The organism is Bradyrhizobium sp. USDA 4541, from assembly GCF_024171085.1.
GTDB lineage: Bacteria > Pseudomonadota > Alphaproteobacteria > Rhizobiales > Xanthobacteraceae > Bradyrhizobium > Bradyrhizobium australafricanum.
The window spans coordinates 1,382,337-1,400,104 of the sequence record NZ_JALJZF010000001.1 but is presented as its reverse complement, the minus strand read 5'-3'; the positions used below and the strand labels follow the sequence as shown (position 1 = coordinate 1,400,104).

Sequence of the window (17,768 nt, the reverse complement as noted above, 5' to 3'; positions counted from 1 at the left end):
GTAGTGCCGCGTGAGGAAGCGATGGATTGCTTCGTCGCTTCCGCTCCTCGCAATGACGAGGGCCGCCTGCCGTTTCACGTGAAACGTCAGGCAGAGGCCTTCGCAGTCTTCCGTCGCGCCTCGCGCCGCAGATAGGCCGCCAGGATACCCAATGCCGCCGGCGTCATGCCGTCGATCCGGCCCGCCTGCCCGACCGTCCGCGGCTGCGCCTTCTGCAGCTTGACGCGCGCTTCGTTCGAAAGACCGGGAACATCGGCATAGTCGACGTCGGTCAGAACCAGACCCTCGTCACGCCGGAACGCATCGACATCGGCGGTCTGGCGCTTCAGATAGACATCGTATTTGGCATCGATCTCGAGATGCACCGCGATCGCAGGGTCAATGGCCGACAGCTCCGGCCAGATGGCCCGGACCGCGGGCCACTCGATCTCGGGGTAAGCCAGCAACTCGAAGGCCGACCGGCGGTGGCCGTCGCGATTGAGCGCGAGCCCGTGCTTGGCGGCCTCATTCGGCGTAATCGCGAGCGATTTCGCCAGCCGCTTGGCCGCCTCCAGCGCCGCCATCTTGGTCCGATGGCGCTCGGCGCGCGCCGTTCCGACGCATCCGAGCGCAATGCCCTTGTCGGTCAGGCGCTGGTCGGCATTGTCAGCACGCAGCGTCAGCCGATATTCGGCGCGCGAAGTGAACATGCGATACGGCTCGGTGATCCCGCGGGTCACGAGATCGTCGATCATCACGCCGAGATAGCCGTCGGCGCGGTCGAACACGATCGGATCTGCACTGCCGGCAGCGAGCGCGGCATTGAGTCCGGCGACAACACCCTGCCCCGCGGCCTCCTCATAGCCCGTGGTGCCATTGATCTGGCCGGCCAGGAAAAGCCCGCGCAGACGCTTGGTCTGCAGGGTCGGATCGAGCTCGCGCGGGTCGACGTGGTCGTATTCGATCGCATAGCCCGGCCGGACCATCTTGACCCGCTCGAGGCCCGGGATGCTGGCGAGGATCGCAAGCTGGACCTCTTCCGGCAGCGAGGTCGAGATGCCGTTCGGATAGACCGTGGTGTCGTCGAGCCCTTCCGGCTCCAGGAAGATCTGATGACCGTCGCGGTCGCCGAAGCGGACGATCTTGTCCTCGATCGAGGGGCAATAGCGCGGTCCGGAGCTCTTGATCTGGCCGGAATACATCGGCGAGCGATGCACATTGGCCCGGATCACCGCATGGGTCGCCGGCGTGGTCCGGGTGATGCCGCACTGGATCTGCGGGGTCGTAATCCGGTCAGTCATGACCGAAAACGGCTCCGGAGGCTCGTCTCCAGGCTGCATTTCGACCGCGGACCAGTCGATCGTGGTGCCGTCGAGGCGCGGCGGTGTCCCGGTCTTGAGCCGGCCGAGCACAAACCCTGCCCGTTCGAAGGACGCAGACAGGCCCATGGCCGGCGCCTCGCCGACCCGGCCCGCCGGCCAATTCTTCTCGCCGAGATGAATCAGACCACGCAGGAAGGTCCCGGTCGTGATGACAACCGCCCCCGCCGACAGCCGGCGGCCATCGCCCAGGCAAATGCCGGTCACGCGACCATCGACGACGACCAGTTCATCCGCCTCGCCTTCGATGATGCTGAGGTTCGCGGTCTCGGTGATCGCCGCCTGCATCGCCGCAGCGTAGAGCTTGCGGTCAGCCTGGGCCCGGGGGCCACGAACCGCTGGACCCTTCCGGCGATTCAGCATGCGAAACTGGATGCCGCCGGCGTCGGCCACCCGGCCCATCAGACCGTCCAGCGCGTCGACTTCGCGGACCAGATGGCCCTTGCCGAGCCCGCCGATGGCGGGATTGCACGACATCGCGCCGATGGTCGCGAAACGATGGGTCACCAGGGCGGTGTTTGCGCCCATCCGGGCAGAAGCGCTCGCGGCCTCGCAGCCGGCATGGCCGCCGCCGATGACGATGACGTCAAATGAGTCTGCCCTGGAAGTCATGCCGGGACTTCTATCGTGGAGTCGTGAAAGCCGGAAGAACGAAGTTGGGATCGCCGCTCTGAGACCGAAGCCCGAGGCAAATATCGAACTGCTTCGCTTCGCCCGCAATGACGGATGGGACCGTTTCACGTGAAACAGTGCGGCTGTATGATCGGCAATTGTTTCACGTGAAACGGGATGAGGGTTCCTTAACCAGATCGAAACCATGTTTCACGTGAAACATGGGGCACCCGCTACTTCCCGACGCAGAACTCGCGGAAGATGACATCCAGGATGTCTTCAACATCCACCCGGCCGAGCAGACGACCGAGTGAGTAAGCGGCCCGCCGGAGTTCCTCCGCCGCCAGTTCTTCGCCCTGCCCGACCACGTCGATGCTGCGCTGAAGGGATTCGACGGTCTCCTGCAACAATCCGCGCTGCCGCGTCCGACTGATCAAGCCGCCTTCGCTGGTTCCAAAATAGTCCTGAGCGAACCCGACCAGCGCGGCGATCAGCTCTGACAACCCATCGCCACGAGCAGCCGAGATCCTGAATTCGGGGTAACTGCCACCCTCACCCGCCGCGGTCCTGACCAGGTCGATCTTGTTCCGCACCAGCCAGGTCGGCGTCGCTCCGCCATGTCCCGCCTTTGCATCGCCGCTGTCGGCCAGCCACAGCACGAGGTCCGCCTCCGCGGCGCGGGCGCGGGCGCGGCGGACGCCCTCCTGCTCCACCGGGTCGTCGGTCTCGCGAATGCCGGCGGTGTCGATGACCGTCACCGGATAGCCGTCGAGGTCGAGCTGCACCTCGATCACATCGCGGGTCGTGCCGGCATGCGGCGAGACGATCGCGACCTCGCGCTTGGCGAGCTGATTGATCAGGGTTGATTTGCCGACATTCGGCGGACCGGCGATCGCGACCACCAGGCCGTCGCGCAACCGCTCGCCAAGCCCCTGCCCTGCAAGGACTTGCTTGATCTCATCATGCAGCGCGCGGATCTTCTCGAGCGCCGACCCGATCAGCTCGGCCGGCACATCGCCTTCATCTGAGAAATCGATGCCGGCCTCGATCAGCGCCGACGCCGCGATGATCCGCTCGCGCCAGTCGCGCGCGCGGTCGCCGAGCAACCCCTTCAACTGGCGCAGCGCCTGGCGCCTTTGACGGTCGGTGTCGGCGTGGATCAGGTCGTCGAGGCCCTCGGCCTCAGTCAGGTCGAGCTTGCCGTTCTCGAAGGCCCGCCGGGTGAACTCGCCCGGCTCGGCCGGCCGCACATTGTCGAATGCCGCGATCGCATCGAACATCGCCGACAACACCGCGCGTCCGCCATGGACATGAAATTCGGCGACGTCTTCGCCGGTGGCACTGGCCGGGCCCGGAAACCACAGCACGACCGCGTCATCGATCGGTTGATGGTTCGAATCGCGGAGCAGCGCGCGGGTCGCGAGCCGCGGCACCGGCGTCTTGCCCGCCAGTCCTGCAATGACCGATTCGGCCATTGGGCCAGACAACCTGACGATGGCGATCGCACTCGGCGGCCGTCCAGAGGACAATGCGAAGATGGTCTGGTCGCGCGGATGCATCGCCTATTTCTTCCAGCAGATCGGCAAAGGCAATGCCGCTTCGATTGCGCACGCCTTCCCGCAGAATGTTGCAGCGCAGCATCGTCTGGTTTCACTGCAAACAGCCGCGCAGCAATTTTGCTGCGGGTGTCGTCAGCTAGCTCACAAGCTACGATATAAATATAAATAAATTCAGATAGTTAAATGAAAAGTTAGTGGGGGAGCCGCTCCCTTTATGCTGCACTTCGCTGCAGCAAATCCGCAGCATGAAAAAAAGGCGCCCCGTTTGTGCGGAGCGCCTGTTCTTTTCGGCCGTGGCCTCAGGTGTTCATGGAATCGAAGAATTCCGAGTTGCTCTTCGTATTGCGGAGCTTGTCGAGCAGGAAGTCGATGGCGTCCATGGTGCCCATCGGATTGAGGATGCGGCGCAGGACGTACATCTTCTTCAGCACCTGCGGATCAGTGATCAGCTCCTCCTTGCGGGTGCCGGAACGGGCAATATCGATCGCCGGGAAGGTCCGCTTGTCCGAAACCTTGCGGTCGAGGATCAGTTCGGAGTTACCGGTGCCCTTGAACTCTTCGAAAATGACTTCGTCCATGCGGCTGCCGGTATCGACCAGCGCGGTCGCGATGATGGTCAGCGAACCGCCCTCCTCGATGTTGCGCGCGGCACCGAAGAAGCGCTTCGGACGCTGCAGCGCGTTGGCGTCGACACCGCCGGTCAGCACCTTGCCGGATGACGGCACGACGGTGTTGTAGGCGCGGCCGAGGCGCGTGATCGAATCGAGCAGGATCACGACGTCGCGGCCGTGCTCGACGAGGCGCTTGGCCTTCTCGATCACCATCTCGGCGACCTGGACGTGACGTACCGCAGGCTCGTCGAAGGTCGACGACACCACCTCGCCCTTCACCGAGCGCTGCATGTCCGTGACTTCTTCCGGACGCTCGTCGATCAGCAGCACAATCAGATAGCAGTCCGGATGATTGGCGGTGATGGAGTGCGCGATGTTCTGCATCAGCACCGTTTTGCCGGTGCGCGGCGGCGCCACGATCAGCGCGCGCTGGCCCTTGCCGATCGGCGCGACGATATCGATCACGCGGGCGGAAAGGTCCTTCTTGGTGGAATCCTCGAGCTCCATGCGGAAACGCTGATTGGGAAACAGCGGCGTGAGGTTGTCGAAATTGACCTTGTGCTTCGACTTTTCCGGATCTTCGAAATTGAGCGTGTTGACTTTCAGCAGCGCGAAATAGCGTTCGCCTTCCTTCGGGCTGCGAATATGGCCTTCGATCGTGTCGCCGGTGCGCAGGCCGAAACGGCGGATCTGCGACGGCGAAACGTAGATGTCGTCGGGACCGGGCAGGTAGTTCGCGTCGGGCGAACGAAGGAAGCCGAAGCCGTCGGACAGCACCTCGACAACGCCCTCACCGATAATGTCGGTCTCGGCGATCGCGAGCTGCTTGAGAATTGCGAACATCAGCTCCTGCTTGCGCATGGTGCTGGCATTCTCGACCCCATTCTCTTCCGCAAACGAGACGAGCTCGGCCGGCGTTTTCGATTTGAGGTCCTGGAGTTTGATTTCCCGCATTGGGGTCGTCCTGTGAGGAAGTAGGTAGGGAAGGGGTGCGAGGTGGCTCTGGAAAAAGCGGACGCCAAAGGAAGGTCCGCAGGTCTCAGCCAGGAAAGTGCCGTTTGGGCTTTCAAACCTGATGCGGCGCCGGTCCGAAAAGAACCGGAACGCGACCACATCCGCCTGCGTGGGGTGGGATAAATCCTATATAGAAAATCGATTCGTCCTTCGCAAGAAGGACTGAAGCATGCGTCTTGACCATCGTGATGTCTAGAACGGCTTCACCACCACCATGATCACGATCAGGATCATCAGAACCGTCGGCACCTCATTGATAATACGATAGAATTTCTGGGTTCGTTGATTCCGGTCGGCGGCGAAATCCTTCACGCAGCGGGACAAAAAGCCGTGGATACCCGACATGGCGAGCACCAGCGCAAATTTGACGTGAAACCAGCCGGATAGGTACCAGTGTCCGGCCCAGACCAGGAAAAGCCCGGCCAGCCAGGTCACGATCATCGCGGGGTTGATGATCCCCTTCAAAAGCCGCCGCTCCATGATCTTGAAGGTCTCGGACTGCCTGGAGCCGACCTCGGCCTCGCAATGATAGACGAACAGCCGCGGCAGATAGAGCATGCCGGCCATCCACGAGATCACGGCGACGATGTGCAGGGCCTTAACCCAGGCATAGATCGGCAGGGCGTTGATCCAGTCGAACATCGCAGTGATGCCTTTCGGGGAACAGTTCGGGAGGGCTCAGCGCTGCGCGCAAGGCTTCGCCGGCGAGGGACGGATACATATCCGCACACACGGCTCTCCTAAACCTAATTAATTTTAGAATCTAAGTTTTGAGTCTTAATGGCAGTGAATTTGACTCATGCAATCCGGTCCAGCGGTTGCTGCGCGCTTGTTCACATCCCTCAACATTCCGGTCGGCGGCGGCGGATATCCGGAATCTGTCGCAGGACTCAATTGGTTGTGCGCCTCTATGGCCAGCTTATGAAGAGACAAATCCACACTGCTTCACTATCATCTCCGCCATGACGTCGACTTATCCTTTTGCGACGTGCTGTGAAGAAGGGGGCGAGATATACAGGGGCCTAGCCATGGACCCGGATTCTTCTCCTCGACCTCCACAGGGATTCACAGGATAGACAGGGGCTCTGGTGCCGACGACCTCCAACTACTTCCATTTGCATCTGGTCTCGGACTCGACCGGCGAGACGTTAATCACCGTGGCGCGCGCGGTCGCCGCGCAATACGCCAATGTGACCGCGGTCGAGCATGTCTACCCCCTGGTGCGCAGCCAGAAGCAGCTCGATCGCGTGCTCGACGAGATCGAGGAATCGCCCGGCATCGTCCTGTTCACGCTGCTGGAGAAGGATCTGGTCGGCCGGCTCGAGGGCAAGTGCAAGGAGATCAACGTTCCGAGCCTGTCGATCATCGGGCCGGTGATGCAGTTGTTCGAGGCGTATCTGGGTGCCGCAACGACCGGGCGCGTCGGCGCGCAGCACGTGCTGAACGCCGAATATTTCCGCCGCATCGATGCGCTGAACTACACGATGATGCATGACGATGGTCAGCATGTCGAAGGCCTCGAGGAGGCCGATGTCGTGCTGGTCGGGGTATCCCGTACCTCGAAGACACCGACCTCGATCTATCTCGCCAACCGCGGCATCCGAACGGCGAATGTGCCGCTGGTGCCGGGCATCCCGCTGCCGCACCAGCTCGAGACCTTGAAGAAGCCGCTGGTGGTCAGCCTGCATGCGACGCCCGAGCGCCTGATCCAGGTTCGGCAGAACCGCCTGCTCACCATGGGCGACCGCGACAATGACACCTACATCGACAAGCAGTCGGTAGCCGACGAAGTCGCCTTTGCCCGGCGCCTCAGCGCGAAATTCAACTGGGCGCTGCTCGACGTCACACGGCGTTCGATCGAGGAGACCGCGGCCGCGGTGATGAAACTCTTCAACGACCGCCAGCGCGCGCGGCCGTCGGAATGATTCTCACGTCATGAGCATCTGGCGCGGCCCACAGAAGCTGATCCTCGCGTCGCAGAGCCGCGCGCGAAAGATGCTGCTTGAAAATGCCGGCCTCGATTTCGAGGCGCTGCCGGCCGACATCGACGAACGCGCGGTGCAGAAGAATTCCGGCCTTTCGGCGCCGGGCGAGATCGCATCGCTCCTGGCGCGCGAGAAGGCGCTGTTCGTCTCCAGGCAAAGGCCCGGTCAATATGTCGTCGGCGCCGACCAGACGCTGGCGCTGGGGCAGCGCATGTTCAGCAAGCCCGCCGGCCGCGCGCAGGCTGCCGAGCAGCTCGGCCTGCTCGCCGGACGGACCCATGAGCTGCATTCCGCCGTCTCGGTCGCATGCGATGGAAAGGTCCTGTTCAGCGATGTGGGTGTGGCCCGCATGACGATGCGGCGGCTCGCCGCCGACGAGATCGAGAGCTATCTCGACCATGCCGGGGAGGCGGTGACGACCAGCGTCGGCGCCTACCAGCTCGAGGGCCTCGGCGTGCATCTGTTCGAGCGGATCGAAGGTGACCATTTCACCATCCTCGGCCTGCCGCTATTGTCGCTGCTTGCGTTCCTGCGTGCTGAGAAACTGCTCGCGGTGTGAGCGTGGCGACGGGAGAGATGCTGAACCGATGTTGATAGTTGGACTGACCGGCTCGATCGGGATGGGGAAATCCACCACGGCCAAACTGTTCATGGAGGCCGGCGTGCCGGTCTATGACGCCGATGCGGCCGTGCATCAGCTCTACGAAGGCGAAGCCGCGCCGGCGATCGAGGCCGCCTTTCCCGGCACCACCGCCGGCGGCAAGGTCGATCGCGCGAAACTGTCAGCGCGCGTGGTGCACGATCCTGCTGCGATGAAGCAGCTCGAGCAGATCGTGCATCCGATGCTCGGCGCGTCGCGCCAGAAATTCTTCGCCGATGCGGAAGCCGCAGGTAACCCGATCGTCGTTGTCGACGTGCCGCTATTGTTCGAAACCGGCGGCGAGAAGCGTGTCGATGCCGTCGTTGTCGTCACCACCTCGCCGGAACTGCAGCGCGAGCGGGTGCTGGCCCGCGGCACGATGGATGCGGCCAAGCTCGACGCCATCATCGCCAAGCAGATGCCGGACGCCGAGAAGCGCAAACGCGCGGATTTCATAGTGGATACCTCGCACGGCCTAGATCCGGTGCGGGCGCGTATCCGCGACATTCTGGCCGAGGTTGTTAAGATGCCGAAGCGGCGCGCCTGATTCGCCCGCCTTTTCGGATTCATTCACGTCATGCGCGAAATCGTTCTCGATACCGAAACCACTGGCCTCGATCCGCTGCGCGGCGACCGGCTGGTGGAGATCGGCTGCGTCGAGATTTTCAACCGCATGCCGACGGGACAGACCTACCACGTCTACATCAATCCCGAGCGCGACATGCCGGCGGAAGCGTTCGCCGTGCACGGGCTGTCGACCGAGTTCCTGGCCTCCAAGCCGCTGTTCACTGAAGTGGTCGACGAGTTCCTGGCCTTCATCGGCGATACGCCGCTGGTGATCCACAACGCGTCGTTCGACATCAGCTTCATCAACGCCGAGCTCGACCGCATCAAGCGGAAGGCGATCCCGAAGGACCAGCTGGTCGATACGCTGTTGCTGGCACGGCGCAAGCATCCCGGCGTGTCGAACCGGCTCGACGATCTCTGTTCGCGCTATCAGATCGACAATTCCCGCCGCACCAAGCACGGCGCCTTGCTCGACGCCGAGCTGTTGGCCGAGGTCTATATCGACCTGATCGGCGCGCGGCAGTCGCAGCTGATCCTGGCATCGGAAACGTCGGATGCGCGTGTGGGCGGCCATAGTGGTGACACGCCGCGGCGGCAGCGCGAAACCCCGCTACTCGCACGGGTCAGTGACGCCGATCGAGAGGCCCACAGGGCCTTCATTGCCACGCTCGGCGACAAGCCGATCTGGAACGATTACCTGCCGCCGCCAGCGCCTGCTGCGGCACCGGCGGCCTAATCAAGATTGCTCTGTATCCCCGTCATCCTGAGGAGCCGCGAAGCGGCGTCTCGAAGGATGAACGGTCCGGCTGGTGGCCCGTCGATCCTTCGAGACGCGCTTCGCGCTCCTCAGGATGACGGGGGTAAGGTCATTGAACTTTGCAGGATCAGCTCGGCTTGACGCCGGGAGCGGCTTGGCCGGCCGCCTGCCGCTCCATGTTCTGGCGGTAGAGACCGAGGAAATCGACGGGGTCGAGCAACAAGGGCGGGAAGCCGCCGTCGCGGACCGCGGTCGCGACGATCTCGCGTGCGAACGGGAACAGCAACCGCGGGCACTCGATCATCACAAGCGGGTGCAGGTTCTCCTTCGGCACATTCACGATCCGGAAGACGCCGGCATAGGCGAGGTCGAAGCTGAACATCACCTTGCCTGCGGTCTCGGCCTTGCCCTCGATCGAGAGGATCACCTCGTACTCGTTCTCCGACAGGTTGTTGGCGGAGACGTTGATCTGGATGTTGATCGCCGGCTGCTGTTGCTGCTGGCCGAGCGAGGCCGGCGCATTCGGGTTCTCGAACGACAGGTCCTTGGTGTACTGCGCCAGTACGTTGAGCTGGGGAGCGGGTTGTTCGACGGGGGCGCCGTTGCCATTGGTCATGAAAATGTCTCCTGGAGCAGCGCTCGATGGACAGAATGTCCGACGGCACGCGTTACGGTGTTGAGAATGCCGATGCCGGGCGAGTGGCTATCATAGGCCCGGCTCGGTCCACAAGGACGACGAAAGGGCGGGCGGGCGGCAAATTCTCCCGGCAAAGGGCAGCGCGCGCGAGCCTGCCCAATCTCTTAACAGCTTCCTAAATTATTGAAGATGCGCGATTTCCTGAAAAGGAACGGTTTCCCCCGGGGGTCAAAACGCGCTACACTTGCCCGTGCCAAAAAGCGCCATTGGCCGGGCATAGTTTCGTGCCTACATCTGCGGACTCTATCGGTGATGTATCTCTGCTGTTCCCGACCGGGAACGCTTTGACGGCCGGCCCGTTGCCGGCAGAGACCAGAAAGCGAATTCGACGTGGATATTTACACCATCATCTTCCTGGCGCTGGCCGTGTTTATCTTCTTGCGCCTGCGCAGCGTTCTCGGACAGCGCACGGGAAGCGAGCGGCCGCCTTATGATCGCGCCGCGCCCAACGTCGTGCAGCGCGGTCAGGACAACAACGTCGTTCCGATCCCGGGATCGGTAATCGACCAGCCGGCCTCGGCGGCGCCCGCCGAGCCGGTCGAGCCCACGGAACGCTGGAAGGGCATCGCCGAGCCCGGCACGGCGCTGGCGCAGGGTCTCGACGCGGTGGCCGTCCAGGATTCCTCGTTCGATCCGCGGCATTTCCTCTCAGGTGCCCGCTCGGCCTATGAAATGATCGTGCTGGCGTTCGCCAATGGCGATCGCCGCGCGCTGCGCGACCTGCTGTCGACCGAGGTCTATGAAAGCTTCGAGGCCGCGATCAAGGATCGCGAGAAGCACGAGCAGAAGACCGAGACGCGGTTCGTCTCGATCGACAAGGCCGAGATCGTCAGCGCGGAGACGCGCGACCGCTCGACTCAGCTCACCGTCCGCTTCGTGTCGCAGATGATCTCGGTCACGCGCGACAAGGCCGGCACCATCGTCGACGGCAGCCCGGACAAGGTCGCCGACATCACCGATATCTGGACATTCGCCCGCGACTCGACTTCCCGCGATCCGAATTGGAAGCTGGTTGGCACTGGAAGCGCTCACTAAGCATCTCAGCTACGGGCGGCTCGCGGTGGCGTGCTGCGCGCTCGCGGTGCTGTGCTCCACCGCAGCGATTGCCGCGCGCTACAGATCAAGCCGGCACCCTCCGCCGCGACACGAGCATAGCCACCCGATCCCCTATCCCAATCTGGAAATGCCGCTGCAGGTCAGCGGCAGCCAGTACGAGCCGCTCGCCTGGTCCAACGTCGCCGGCTGGAGCGCCGACGATCATCTCGCGGCCTACAAGGCGTTTCGCACCAGCTGCAAGCCGATCGCGGCCCAGCAGGGTGCGCCTGCAGATTCGAAAGCGCTCGGGAGCTCGCTGCGCGATCCCTGCCGGATCGCCAAGGGGCTCGCGCTGAGCGACGGCGTCAAGGCGAAGGACTTCTTCGAGCAGAATTTCGTGCCGTTGCGTATATCGCGGCTCGGCGAGGACGCCGGCTTCGTCACCGGTTACTACGAGCCGGTGCTCGATGGATCGCGGACCCAGACCGACGTCTACAACGTGCCGGTCTATCGCCGCCCGTCCAACCTGTTCGTGCGCGGCAAGACGCAGAATTCGGTCGGGCTGCCCAATGGCGGCGCGGTGTATCGCAAGATCGGCCGCCGCAAGCTCGTGCCCTATTACGACCGCGGCCAGATCGAGGACGGCGCGATCGCCGGCCGCGGGCTCGAGATCTGCTGGCTGAAGAGCCAGACCGATCTCCTGTTCGCGCAGATCCAGGGCTCGGCGCGGATCAAGCTCGAGGACGGCATCACGCTGCGCATCAATTACGACGCGCATAATGGTTATCCCTATACGCCGGTCGGACGCGTCCTGATCGACCGCGGCATCATCCCGAAGGATCAGATGTCGATGCAGAAGATCAGGGAGTGGATGGAGCAGAACCCCGACGGCGCCAAGGACCTGCGCCGGCAAAACCGCTCCTTCGTCTTCTTCCGCGAGGTTCCGCTGTCCGACAAGGACGAGGCCGTCGGCGCGCAGGGCGTGCCGCTGACGCCGGGCCGCTCGATCGCGGTCGACAAGGCGCTGCATGTCTACGGCACGCCGTTCTTCATCGCCGGCGAGCTGCCGATCGAATCCGAGCAGTCGAAGACGCCGTTCCACCGGCTGATGATCGCGCAGGACACTGGCTCTGCGATCGTCGGCCCGGCGCGCGCCGATCTTTATTTCGGCGCCGGCGCGGAAGCTGGAAAGGTCTCGGGCCGCCTGCGGCACAACATGCAGTTCGTCATGCTGGTGCCGAGGGGTCTCGACCCTGTCGCGCGCGGCCACAAGCTGCCTCTCCCGGATGAGCGGCCCTCGGCCAAGATCGCAAAGCTGTTTCCGCAGACCGAGCCGCCGAAGGACAAGCCGGCGGCGAAGGCTGCGGATGTGCCGACCGCCGGCATCGCCAGAAGCGCGGTGAAAGACTCAGGCAATAGCGCCGCCAGGAACCCGGCCGCGAAGGATTTCGCGCCCGCAACGCCGGCAGCAACGACCCCTGTCGCGCAGGCCGCACCTGTGGCAGAACCGGTGCCGCTGCCGGTCGCCCGGCCCGATATTCCGCAACCGGAGAAGCGGCGCTTCCGGCGCTATCGCCATTACCGCGATCAATGAAACGACCCGCGCCGATCCCCGATCTGTCCGCGCCGTCGCGGCGCAAGCGCGCGCTGAGCGAAGAGGAGCGCGCGCTCTGGGAGAGCGTGGCAAAGCAGGTCAAGCCACTGCGCAAGCGGCCGGTCGCCGCGAAGGCCCCCGCCGCCGCCTCTGACCCGGCCACCCATCACGCGATTGCCAAACCCATCCCGGTCAAGCCGGCGACAGCGGTCAAGGCTGCGCCGGCGCAACGCCCGCACGCGCCGCCGCTGGCGCCGATCGGCCGTCGCGAACGTGCAAAGCTCTCGCGCGGCCGGCAGGAGATCGATGCGCGGCTCGATCTGCACGGCATGACCCAGCTGCGCGCGCATCGCGTGCTGTTCACCTTCCTGCAGCGCGCGCACAGCGACGGGCTCACTTTCGTGCTCGTCATCACCGGCAAGGGCAAGGTCGGTGGTCTCGATTCCGAACGCGGCGTGCTGCGCCGCCAGGTCCCGGAATGGCTCAGCCTGCCGGAATTCCGCTCGCTGGTTGTCGGCTTCGAGGAAGCGCATATCGGCCATGGCGGCGAGGGCGCGCTTTACGTGCGTGTCCGGCGCGCGCGAGCCTAAAGCTAAAACGGGCGGACGATCCCGACGCGCGGGATCAGCGTTACGATCCAGCCTGATATCGTCGTCTTGCGGTCGTCCGACGGGATCGCCGGCACGTCCTTCGACGCCGGCAGCATCCTGGTGGCATGCAGCATCAGGAACATGCAGACCGCCCAGTTCGAGATCCAGCGCGAATAGTCGAACACGGTCACGAACATCACGAAATAGCCGGCGCTGATCACAACGAGCGCTCCGAGCACGATCCGGCGATGCAGTTCACTCGCGAGCGCGCGAATCAGTCGCGCGAAATAGCGCCACAGCGGCGTGTGCAGCCAGATCAGCAGCGCAAACACCGGAACGCCCAGGATGTTCGAGGGCATGCGCGCCCAGGTGTCGGCGAACTCCTTCGACAGCGGCTGGTACCAGATGTAGCCGAACTGAAGCAGGTCGGTGCGTGACGGATCGGCCATCCGGCTCTGCAGATGACGGATGAATTCGTCATAGGGCACGTCGACCGTGCCAGCGAATTGCGCGACCAGGAACAGGATGCCGATCCCTGCGAGCGCTGCGATGCCGAAGACGGCGTTCCGCGGCGTCACGTCCTGCACCAGATAAAAGCGCAGCACCACGATCGCCGTGATGGTCGGCACATACATCAAGACGAAGATGTGATGGACCAGGATCAGCAGGATCGAGAACAGCGCGGCAATCAGCACATACGCCACTGAACGCGCCGGGATCAGCAGCAGCACGATCGTCAGCGCACAGCCATAGATGTCGAAATGGCCGAGCGTGTGCATGAAGTTCTTCAGGAAGAACGGCGAGCCCGCGATGACGACGAACAACGGCCAATGCGCGTCGTTGAAGCCGAATGTGCGGCGGAACAGTTTGATGAACAGCCCCAGCGTCACCAGCCAGATCGCGCCGGCCAGCGCGAACACCAGCCATACGGGCACCTTGTCGGTGAACAGCGACACGATCGCCCCGACCAGCGCGCGCTTGGTGAAGCCGTAGTGATAGTCGACCAGCAGATGGATGTAGGGAACGAAGGGCGGCAGCGCGATCTTGTGCAGGAACACGCCGACCAGCACCGCCGCATTGACGGCCAGCATCAGGCGCCAGGGGTTTTGCCACACCCGCAGATTCATCGATCGCCCACTCTCGTCGTCCCGGGCAAGCGAAGCGCGACCCGGGACCCATAACCACCGAAGGCAGTTCTAAGGGGAATGTCGGCCCGAGTCTTGGTCACTTCGAGCTGCGGGGTTGTGGGTCCCTGCTTTCGTGTTCGGTCCCGTGTGATTGGCGAGGGCCTGGATTGGCGCCAGGTAGCCGAGGCATTTGAGGCGGGTCCGATTGTAGTCGTGGACGAACTTGGCGATGAAGGTGTCGCGGTCGGCGTGGTTGACAAAGGTACGGCGGGCGCTGCCCCGTTTGTGTTCGCGGCCAATGGCTTCGGCGATGCGCCGGTTGAAGCGTTCGACGAGGCCGTTGGTCTGCGGATGGTAGGGCTTGGTCAGGCGATGCTCGATTGCGCGCTGCTTGCAGAGCCGATCAAAGGGGTGGTCACCGGAAGGCTTCCCGACCGGTTTGTTCTTCTTGTCGACGGCGAAGCGGTCGGTGAACTCGGCTCCGTTGTCGGTGAGGATAGTGTGAACCTGGTGCGGAAAATCAGCCAGGAAGCGCTTAAGGAAACCGGTCGCGGTCGCTCCGTCCCGCCTGGATGGATCTCGACGAAGACGTAGCGGGTGGCTCGGTCGATGGCGACAAAGGCATAGCTGGTGCGGCGCTGCAGTGCCGGCAGATACTTCACGTCGATATGGATGAAGCCGATACTGGCATTCTCGAAGACGCCGGCTTTGGGCTTGTCAGGCTTGGCAAGCCGGCTGATGCCATTGCGCTGCAGGCAGCGGTGAATAGCACTACGGGACAGCTTGGCGTTGATGCATCGCCGCATCACCTCAACGATGTCGTCCAGCGGCAATTGGAGCGATGTCCGTAGTTCACAAACGGCCCTTTCTTCAACCGCGGAGAGGCTGGTCGTGAGGTTCTTCGGCCGGTGCGAGCGGTCTTCGACCGTCGTGCGGCTGCGCCAGCGATAAATCGTGGTCTCGCTGACCCCCAGTTCGGCCGCCAACTGAGCGACCGACTTCCGGCTGCGCTGGATGTAGGCACGTGTCTTCGGCGTCGTCGTGGCGTTCGCGTGCAAGCTCAGTTCCATGACACGAGGCGCTCCCTAACAAAGGCCACGCCTCGTTCTACACCGATTCCATCCAACCAATCAGCAGGGACCAAACACTTTCGCAGGGACGACTATGGTGGCCGCCTACAAAATAAACCGGCTCAGGTCGGTGTTCTTGGCGAGGTCGCCGACATGCTTGGTGACGTAGTCGGCGTCGACCTGGATGGTCTCACCGTGGCGATCGGGCGCGGTGAAGGAGATCTCGTCCAGCACCCGCTCCATCACGGTCTGTAGCCGCCTTGCGCCGATATTCTCGACCGTGGAATTCACCGCCACGGCGACATCGGCCAGCGCGTCGATGGCATTGTCGGTGATGTCGAGCGTGACGCCTTCGGTCTTCATCAGCGCGACATATTGCTTGATCAGCGACGCCTCCGGCTCGGTCAGGATCCGGCGCATGTCGTCGCGGGTCAGTGCCTGCAGCTCGACGCGGATCGGCAGGCGGCCCTGCAGCTCCGGCAAAAGGTCCGACGGCTTGGCGATATGGAACGCACCCGAGGCGATGAACAGGATGTGGTCGGTCTTGACGGCGCCGTGCTTGGTCGAGACCGTGGTGCCCTCGATCAGCGGCAGCAGGTCGCGCTGCACGCCCTCGCGGGAGACGTCGCCGCCGGCGCGGTTCTCGCGCACGCAGATCTTGTCGATCTCGTCGAGGAACACGATGCCGTTGTTCTCGACCGCGTTGATCGCCTCCTGCACCAGCTGATCGGTGTCGAGCAGCTTGTCGGATTCCTCGTTGACGAGGATTTCGTGCGAGCCCTCCACCGTCAGGCGGCGAGTCTTGCTGCGTCCGCCCATCTTGCCGAAGATGTCGCCGAGCGAGATCGCGCCCATCTGGGCGCCGGGCATGCCGGGGATTTCGAACATCGGCATGCCGCTGCCGCCCGACTGCGTCTCGATCTCGATTTCCTTGTCGTTGAGCTCGCCGGCGCGCAGCTTCTTGCGGAACGACTCGCGCGTCGCCGGGCTCGATCCCGGGCCGACCAGCGCGTCCAGCACGCGTTCCTCGGCGGCAAGCTGGGCGCGGGCCTGAACGTCCTTGCGCTTGCGCTCGCGGGTCTGCGCGATCGCGACCTCGACGAGGTCGCGGACGATCTGCTCGACGTCGCGGCCGACATAGCCGACCTCGGTGAACTTGGTGGCCTCGACCTTGAGGAACGGCGCGCCGGCGAGCTTGGCCAGCCGCCGCGCGATCTCGGTCTTGCCGACGCCGGTCGGCCCGATCATCAGGATGTTCTTGGGCAGAACCTCCTCGCGCAGGGAACCGGCGAGCTGCAGCCGCCGCCAGCGGTTGCGCAGCGCGATCGAGACGGCGCGCTTGGCGTCGGTCTGGCCGACGATGAAGCGGTCGAGTTCAGAAACGATTTCACGGGGAGAGAAGTGAGTCATTGGCTCTAGCTAGGTTGGAATCGCGGTCTCGGCAAGCGGCAGTCCCCCAAGGCATGGTCCCCTAAAGAATCGGCGGCCCGGCCTGCCACTGCCTGATCGCCTCGAACGGGTGGATCAGCATGATGATGTTCAGTGTCAGATTGTCGCGAATGTGAAGCAGCAGCACGGTTTCGAACAACACGCCGAGCGCGACGGTCGCCCCGATCGGCAGCTTGCGCGCCAGCAGGAAGCCGACAACCATCGCAAGGGTGTCCGACACCGAATTGACGATGGTGTCGCCGTAATAGTCCAGCGAGATCGTGCCGGCGCGGTAGCGCTCGATGATCCAGTTGGAGTTTTCGATGAGCTCCCAGCTGCCTTCGATCAGCATCGCGACAATCAGCCGCCCGGGCCAGGCGAGGCGCGGCAACAGGAGGAAGGTCAGACCGTAGAACAGCAGGCCATGGAGCACATGCGACAGCGTGTACCAATCGGCGATGTGCTGCGAGTTCTCCGAGCTCTGAACCGAGCCATGCCAGAGCTTGACGTAGCCGCAGGCACAGATCGGCAGACGGCCCATCGCATAAAGCAGCGCCGCCTGCAGCACCAGCAGCGCTGCCGCGATCGCCAGCCAATGCCGCGCTGAAACGCCGGTGATGGGCTTGTGCGCGATCGTCATGCGTCGCGTGCCATCAGCAGCGCCGGCCCGTCCGGCGTATCGACCATACCCATCTTTCGAAAACCCGCCTTCTCGTAGGCACGGATCGCGCGCGCATTGGCCGGATCGGGATCGGTGACGATGCGTGGCGCGCCCTGCGCCAGCCGGTCATCGACAAAGGCGCGGATCAGCGCCGAGCCGTGGCCACCTGCCATCATCCTGGGCTCGCCGATGAAGAGGTCGATCCCGCGCGTGCCCTCGGGCTGGGCGCCGAAGCCGGAATTCCACGCCGTCAGGTCGTAGCACTGGATGTAGCCCAAATCGGACGCATCGGCCGCGACGATGAACTGGTCCATGGCCGGCTCGTCGAGGTCGCCGCTGACCAGCGCATATTGCTCGGCCGGATCGCCCCACCATTCCCGGACATGCGGCAACGCCAGCCACTGCTTGACCAGCGGCAGGTCGGCCGGCGTCATCGGGCGGAAATGATAGGGGCGGGCCATGC

General features: G+C 63.8%; 19 protein-coding genes. 8 read left to right on the top strand and 11 right to left on the bottom strand.

The window, feature by feature from the left end:
• Window positions 1-86: 86 nt before the first annotated feature.
• Both mnmG and mnmE read right to left on the bottom strand, forming a co-directional pair.
• A complete protein-coding gene (gene mnmG / locus J2R80_RS06600) occupies window positions 87-1,970 on the bottom strand; it encodes a tRNA uridine-5-carboxymethylaminomethyl(34) synthesis enzyme MnmG (protein WP_253638225.1) in 1,884 nt (627 codons plus the stop codon).
• Between the two features lie 233 nt (window positions 1,971-2,203).
• The gene (mnmE, locus tag J2R80_RS06595; RefSeq protein ID WP_253638224.1) at window positions 2,204-3,529 is read right to left on the bottom strand and encodes a tRNA uridine-5-carboxymethylaminomethyl(34) synthesis GTPase MnmE; all 1,326 of its coding nucleotides are present in this window, start codon (window positions 3,527-3,529) and stop codon (window positions 2,204-2,206) included.
• Here mnmE and J2R80_RS06590 point away from each other — a divergent pair.
• A complete protein-coding gene (locus J2R80_RS06590; RefSeq protein ID WP_253588387.1) occupies window positions 3,429-3,698 on the top strand; it encodes a hypothetical protein in 270 nt (89 codons plus the stop codon). The genes mnmE and J2R80_RS06590 overlap by 101 nt on opposite strands.
• Window positions 3,699-3,828: 130 nt before the next feature.
• Here the strand turns inward: J2R80_RS06590 and rho are convergent, their stop codons facing one another.
• The gene (rho, locus tag J2R80_RS06585; RefSeq protein ID WP_021078151.1) at window positions 3,829-5,094 is read right to left on the bottom strand and encodes a transcription termination factor Rho; all 1,266 of its coding nucleotides are present in this window, start codon (window positions 5,092-5,094) and stop codon (window positions 3,829-3,831) included.
• 252 nt (window positions 5,095-5,346) lie between these two features.
• Window positions 5,347-5,769 (bottom strand): protoporphyrinogen oxidase HemJ, encoded by a 423-nt coding sequence (hemJ, locus tag J2R80_RS06580; RefSeq protein WP_057020433.1) that lies wholly within the window; start codon window positions 5,767-5,769, stop codon window positions 5,347-5,349.
• 473 nt (window positions 5,770-6,242) lie between these two features.
• Between hemJ and J2R80_RS06575 the strand changes: the two genes are divergently transcribed.
• Genes J2R80_RS06575 through dnaQ form a run of 4 tightly spaced genes read left to right on the top strand, consistent with a single transcriptional unit; the run spans window position 6,243 to window position 9,082 of the window.
• A complete protein-coding gene (locus J2R80_RS06575; protein ID WP_016841463.1) occupies window positions 6,243-7,079 on the top strand; it encodes a pyruvate, water dikinase regulatory protein in 837 nt (278 codons plus the stop codon).
• A 10-nt stretch (window positions 7,080-7,089) separates the two neighbouring features.
• Window positions 7,090-7,698: a Maf family protein gene (locus tag J2R80_RS06570; RefSeq protein ID WP_253638223.1), complete on the top strand. Its 609-nt coding sequence runs from the start codon at window positions 7,090-7,092 to the stop codon at window positions 7,696-7,698.
• 28 nt (window positions 7,699-7,726) lie between these two features.
• Window positions 7,727-8,326, top strand: a complete 600-nt coding sequence (gene coaE, locus J2R80_RS06565; RefSeq protein ID WP_057020333.1) for a dephospho-CoA kinase — start codon at window positions 7,727-7,729, stop codon at window positions 8,324-8,326.
• Between the two features lie 30 nt (window positions 8,327-8,356).
• Complete coding sequence (dnaQ, locus tag J2R80_RS06560; RefSeq protein WP_057020334.1) at window positions 8,357-9,082, top strand: DNA polymerase III subunit epsilon; 726 nt, start codon at window positions 8,357-8,359, stop codon at window positions 9,080-9,082.
• Window positions 9,083-9,230: 148 nt separating this feature from the next.
• Here dnaQ and secB read toward each other — a convergent pair whose 3' ends face one another.
• On the bottom strand, window positions 9,231-9,719 hold the full coding sequence (secB, locus tag J2R80_RS06555) for a protein-export chaperone SecB (protein ID WP_057020335.1): 489 nt from the start codon (window positions 9,717-9,719) through the stop codon (window positions 9,231-9,233).
• Between the two features lie 411 nt (window positions 9,720-10,130).
• On the opposite strand from secB, the gene J2R80_RS06550 reads away from it, so the two are divergent.
• The 3 genes from J2R80_RS06550 to J2R80_RS06540 are packed head-to-tail and all read left to right on the top strand — an operon-like array spanning window position 10,131 to window position 13,019.
• A complete protein-coding gene (locus tag J2R80_RS06550) occupies window positions 10,131-10,835 on the top strand; it encodes a Tim44/TimA family putative adaptor protein (RefSeq protein WP_057020336.1) in 705 nt (234 codons plus the stop codon).
• The gene (locus tag J2R80_RS06545; protein WP_256527815.1) at window positions 10,813-12,429 is read left to right on the top strand and encodes an MltA domain-containing protein; all 1,617 of its coding nucleotides are present in this window, start codon (window positions 10,813-10,815) and stop codon (window positions 12,427-12,429) included. Before J2R80_RS06550 ends, J2R80_RS06545 begins: the two co-directional genes overlap by 23 nt.
• Window positions 12,426-13,019 (top strand): Smr/MutS family protein, encoded by a 594-nt coding sequence (locus tag J2R80_RS06540; protein ID WP_168856142.1) that lies wholly within the window; start codon window positions 12,426-12,428, stop codon window positions 13,017-13,019. The genes J2R80_RS06545 and J2R80_RS06540 overlap by 4 nt, the downstream gene beginning before the upstream one ends.
• Before the next feature lie 2 nt (window positions 13,020-13,021).
• Here the strand turns inward: J2R80_RS06540 and J2R80_RS06535 are convergent, their stop codons facing one another.
• The 6 genes from J2R80_RS06535 to J2R80_RS06515 form a co-directional block, all read right to left on the bottom strand.
• Window positions 13,022-14,146, bottom strand: a complete 1,125-nt coding sequence (locus tag J2R80_RS06535; RefSeq protein WP_253638222.1) for a hypothetical protein — start codon at window positions 14,144-14,146, stop codon at window positions 13,022-13,024.
• 69 nt (window positions 14,147-14,215) lie between these two features.
• Window positions 14,216-14,515 (bottom strand): integrase core domain-containing protein, encoded by a 300-nt coding sequence (locus J2R80_RS43645; RefSeq protein WP_375162643.1) that lies wholly within the window; start codon window positions 14,513-14,515, stop codon window positions 14,216-14,218.
• Window positions 14,512-15,216, bottom strand: coding sequence for a helix-turn-helix domain-containing protein (locus J2R80_RS06530; protein ID WP_253638221.1), 705 nt, complete (start codon window positions 15,214-15,216; stop codon window positions 14,512-14,514). Before J2R80_RS06530 ends, J2R80_RS43645 begins: the two co-directional genes overlap by 4 nt.
• A gap of 105 nt (window positions 15,217-15,321) precedes the next feature.
• Entirely contained in the window at window positions 15,322-16,626 is a 1,305-nt protein-coding gene (gene hslU / locus J2R80_RS06525; RefSeq protein WP_057020340.1) for an ATP-dependent protease ATPase subunit HslU, read from the bottom strand.
• 61 nt (window positions 16,627-16,687) lie between these two features.
• Window positions 16,688-17,284 carry a DUF2585 domain-containing protein gene (locus J2R80_RS06520; protein WP_253638220.1) on the bottom strand — a complete coding sequence of 199 codons (597 nt, stop codon included), beginning with the start codon at window positions 17,282-17,284 and terminating at the stop codon, window positions 16,688-16,690.
• Window positions 17,281-17,766: a GNAT family N-acetyltransferase gene (locus tag J2R80_RS06515; protein WP_253638219.1), complete on the bottom strand. Its 486-nt coding sequence runs from the start codon at window positions 17,764-17,766 to the stop codon at window positions 17,281-17,283. Before J2R80_RS06515 ends, J2R80_RS06520 begins: the two co-directional genes overlap by 4 nt.
• Window positions 17,767-17,768 lie beyond the last annotated feature (2 nt).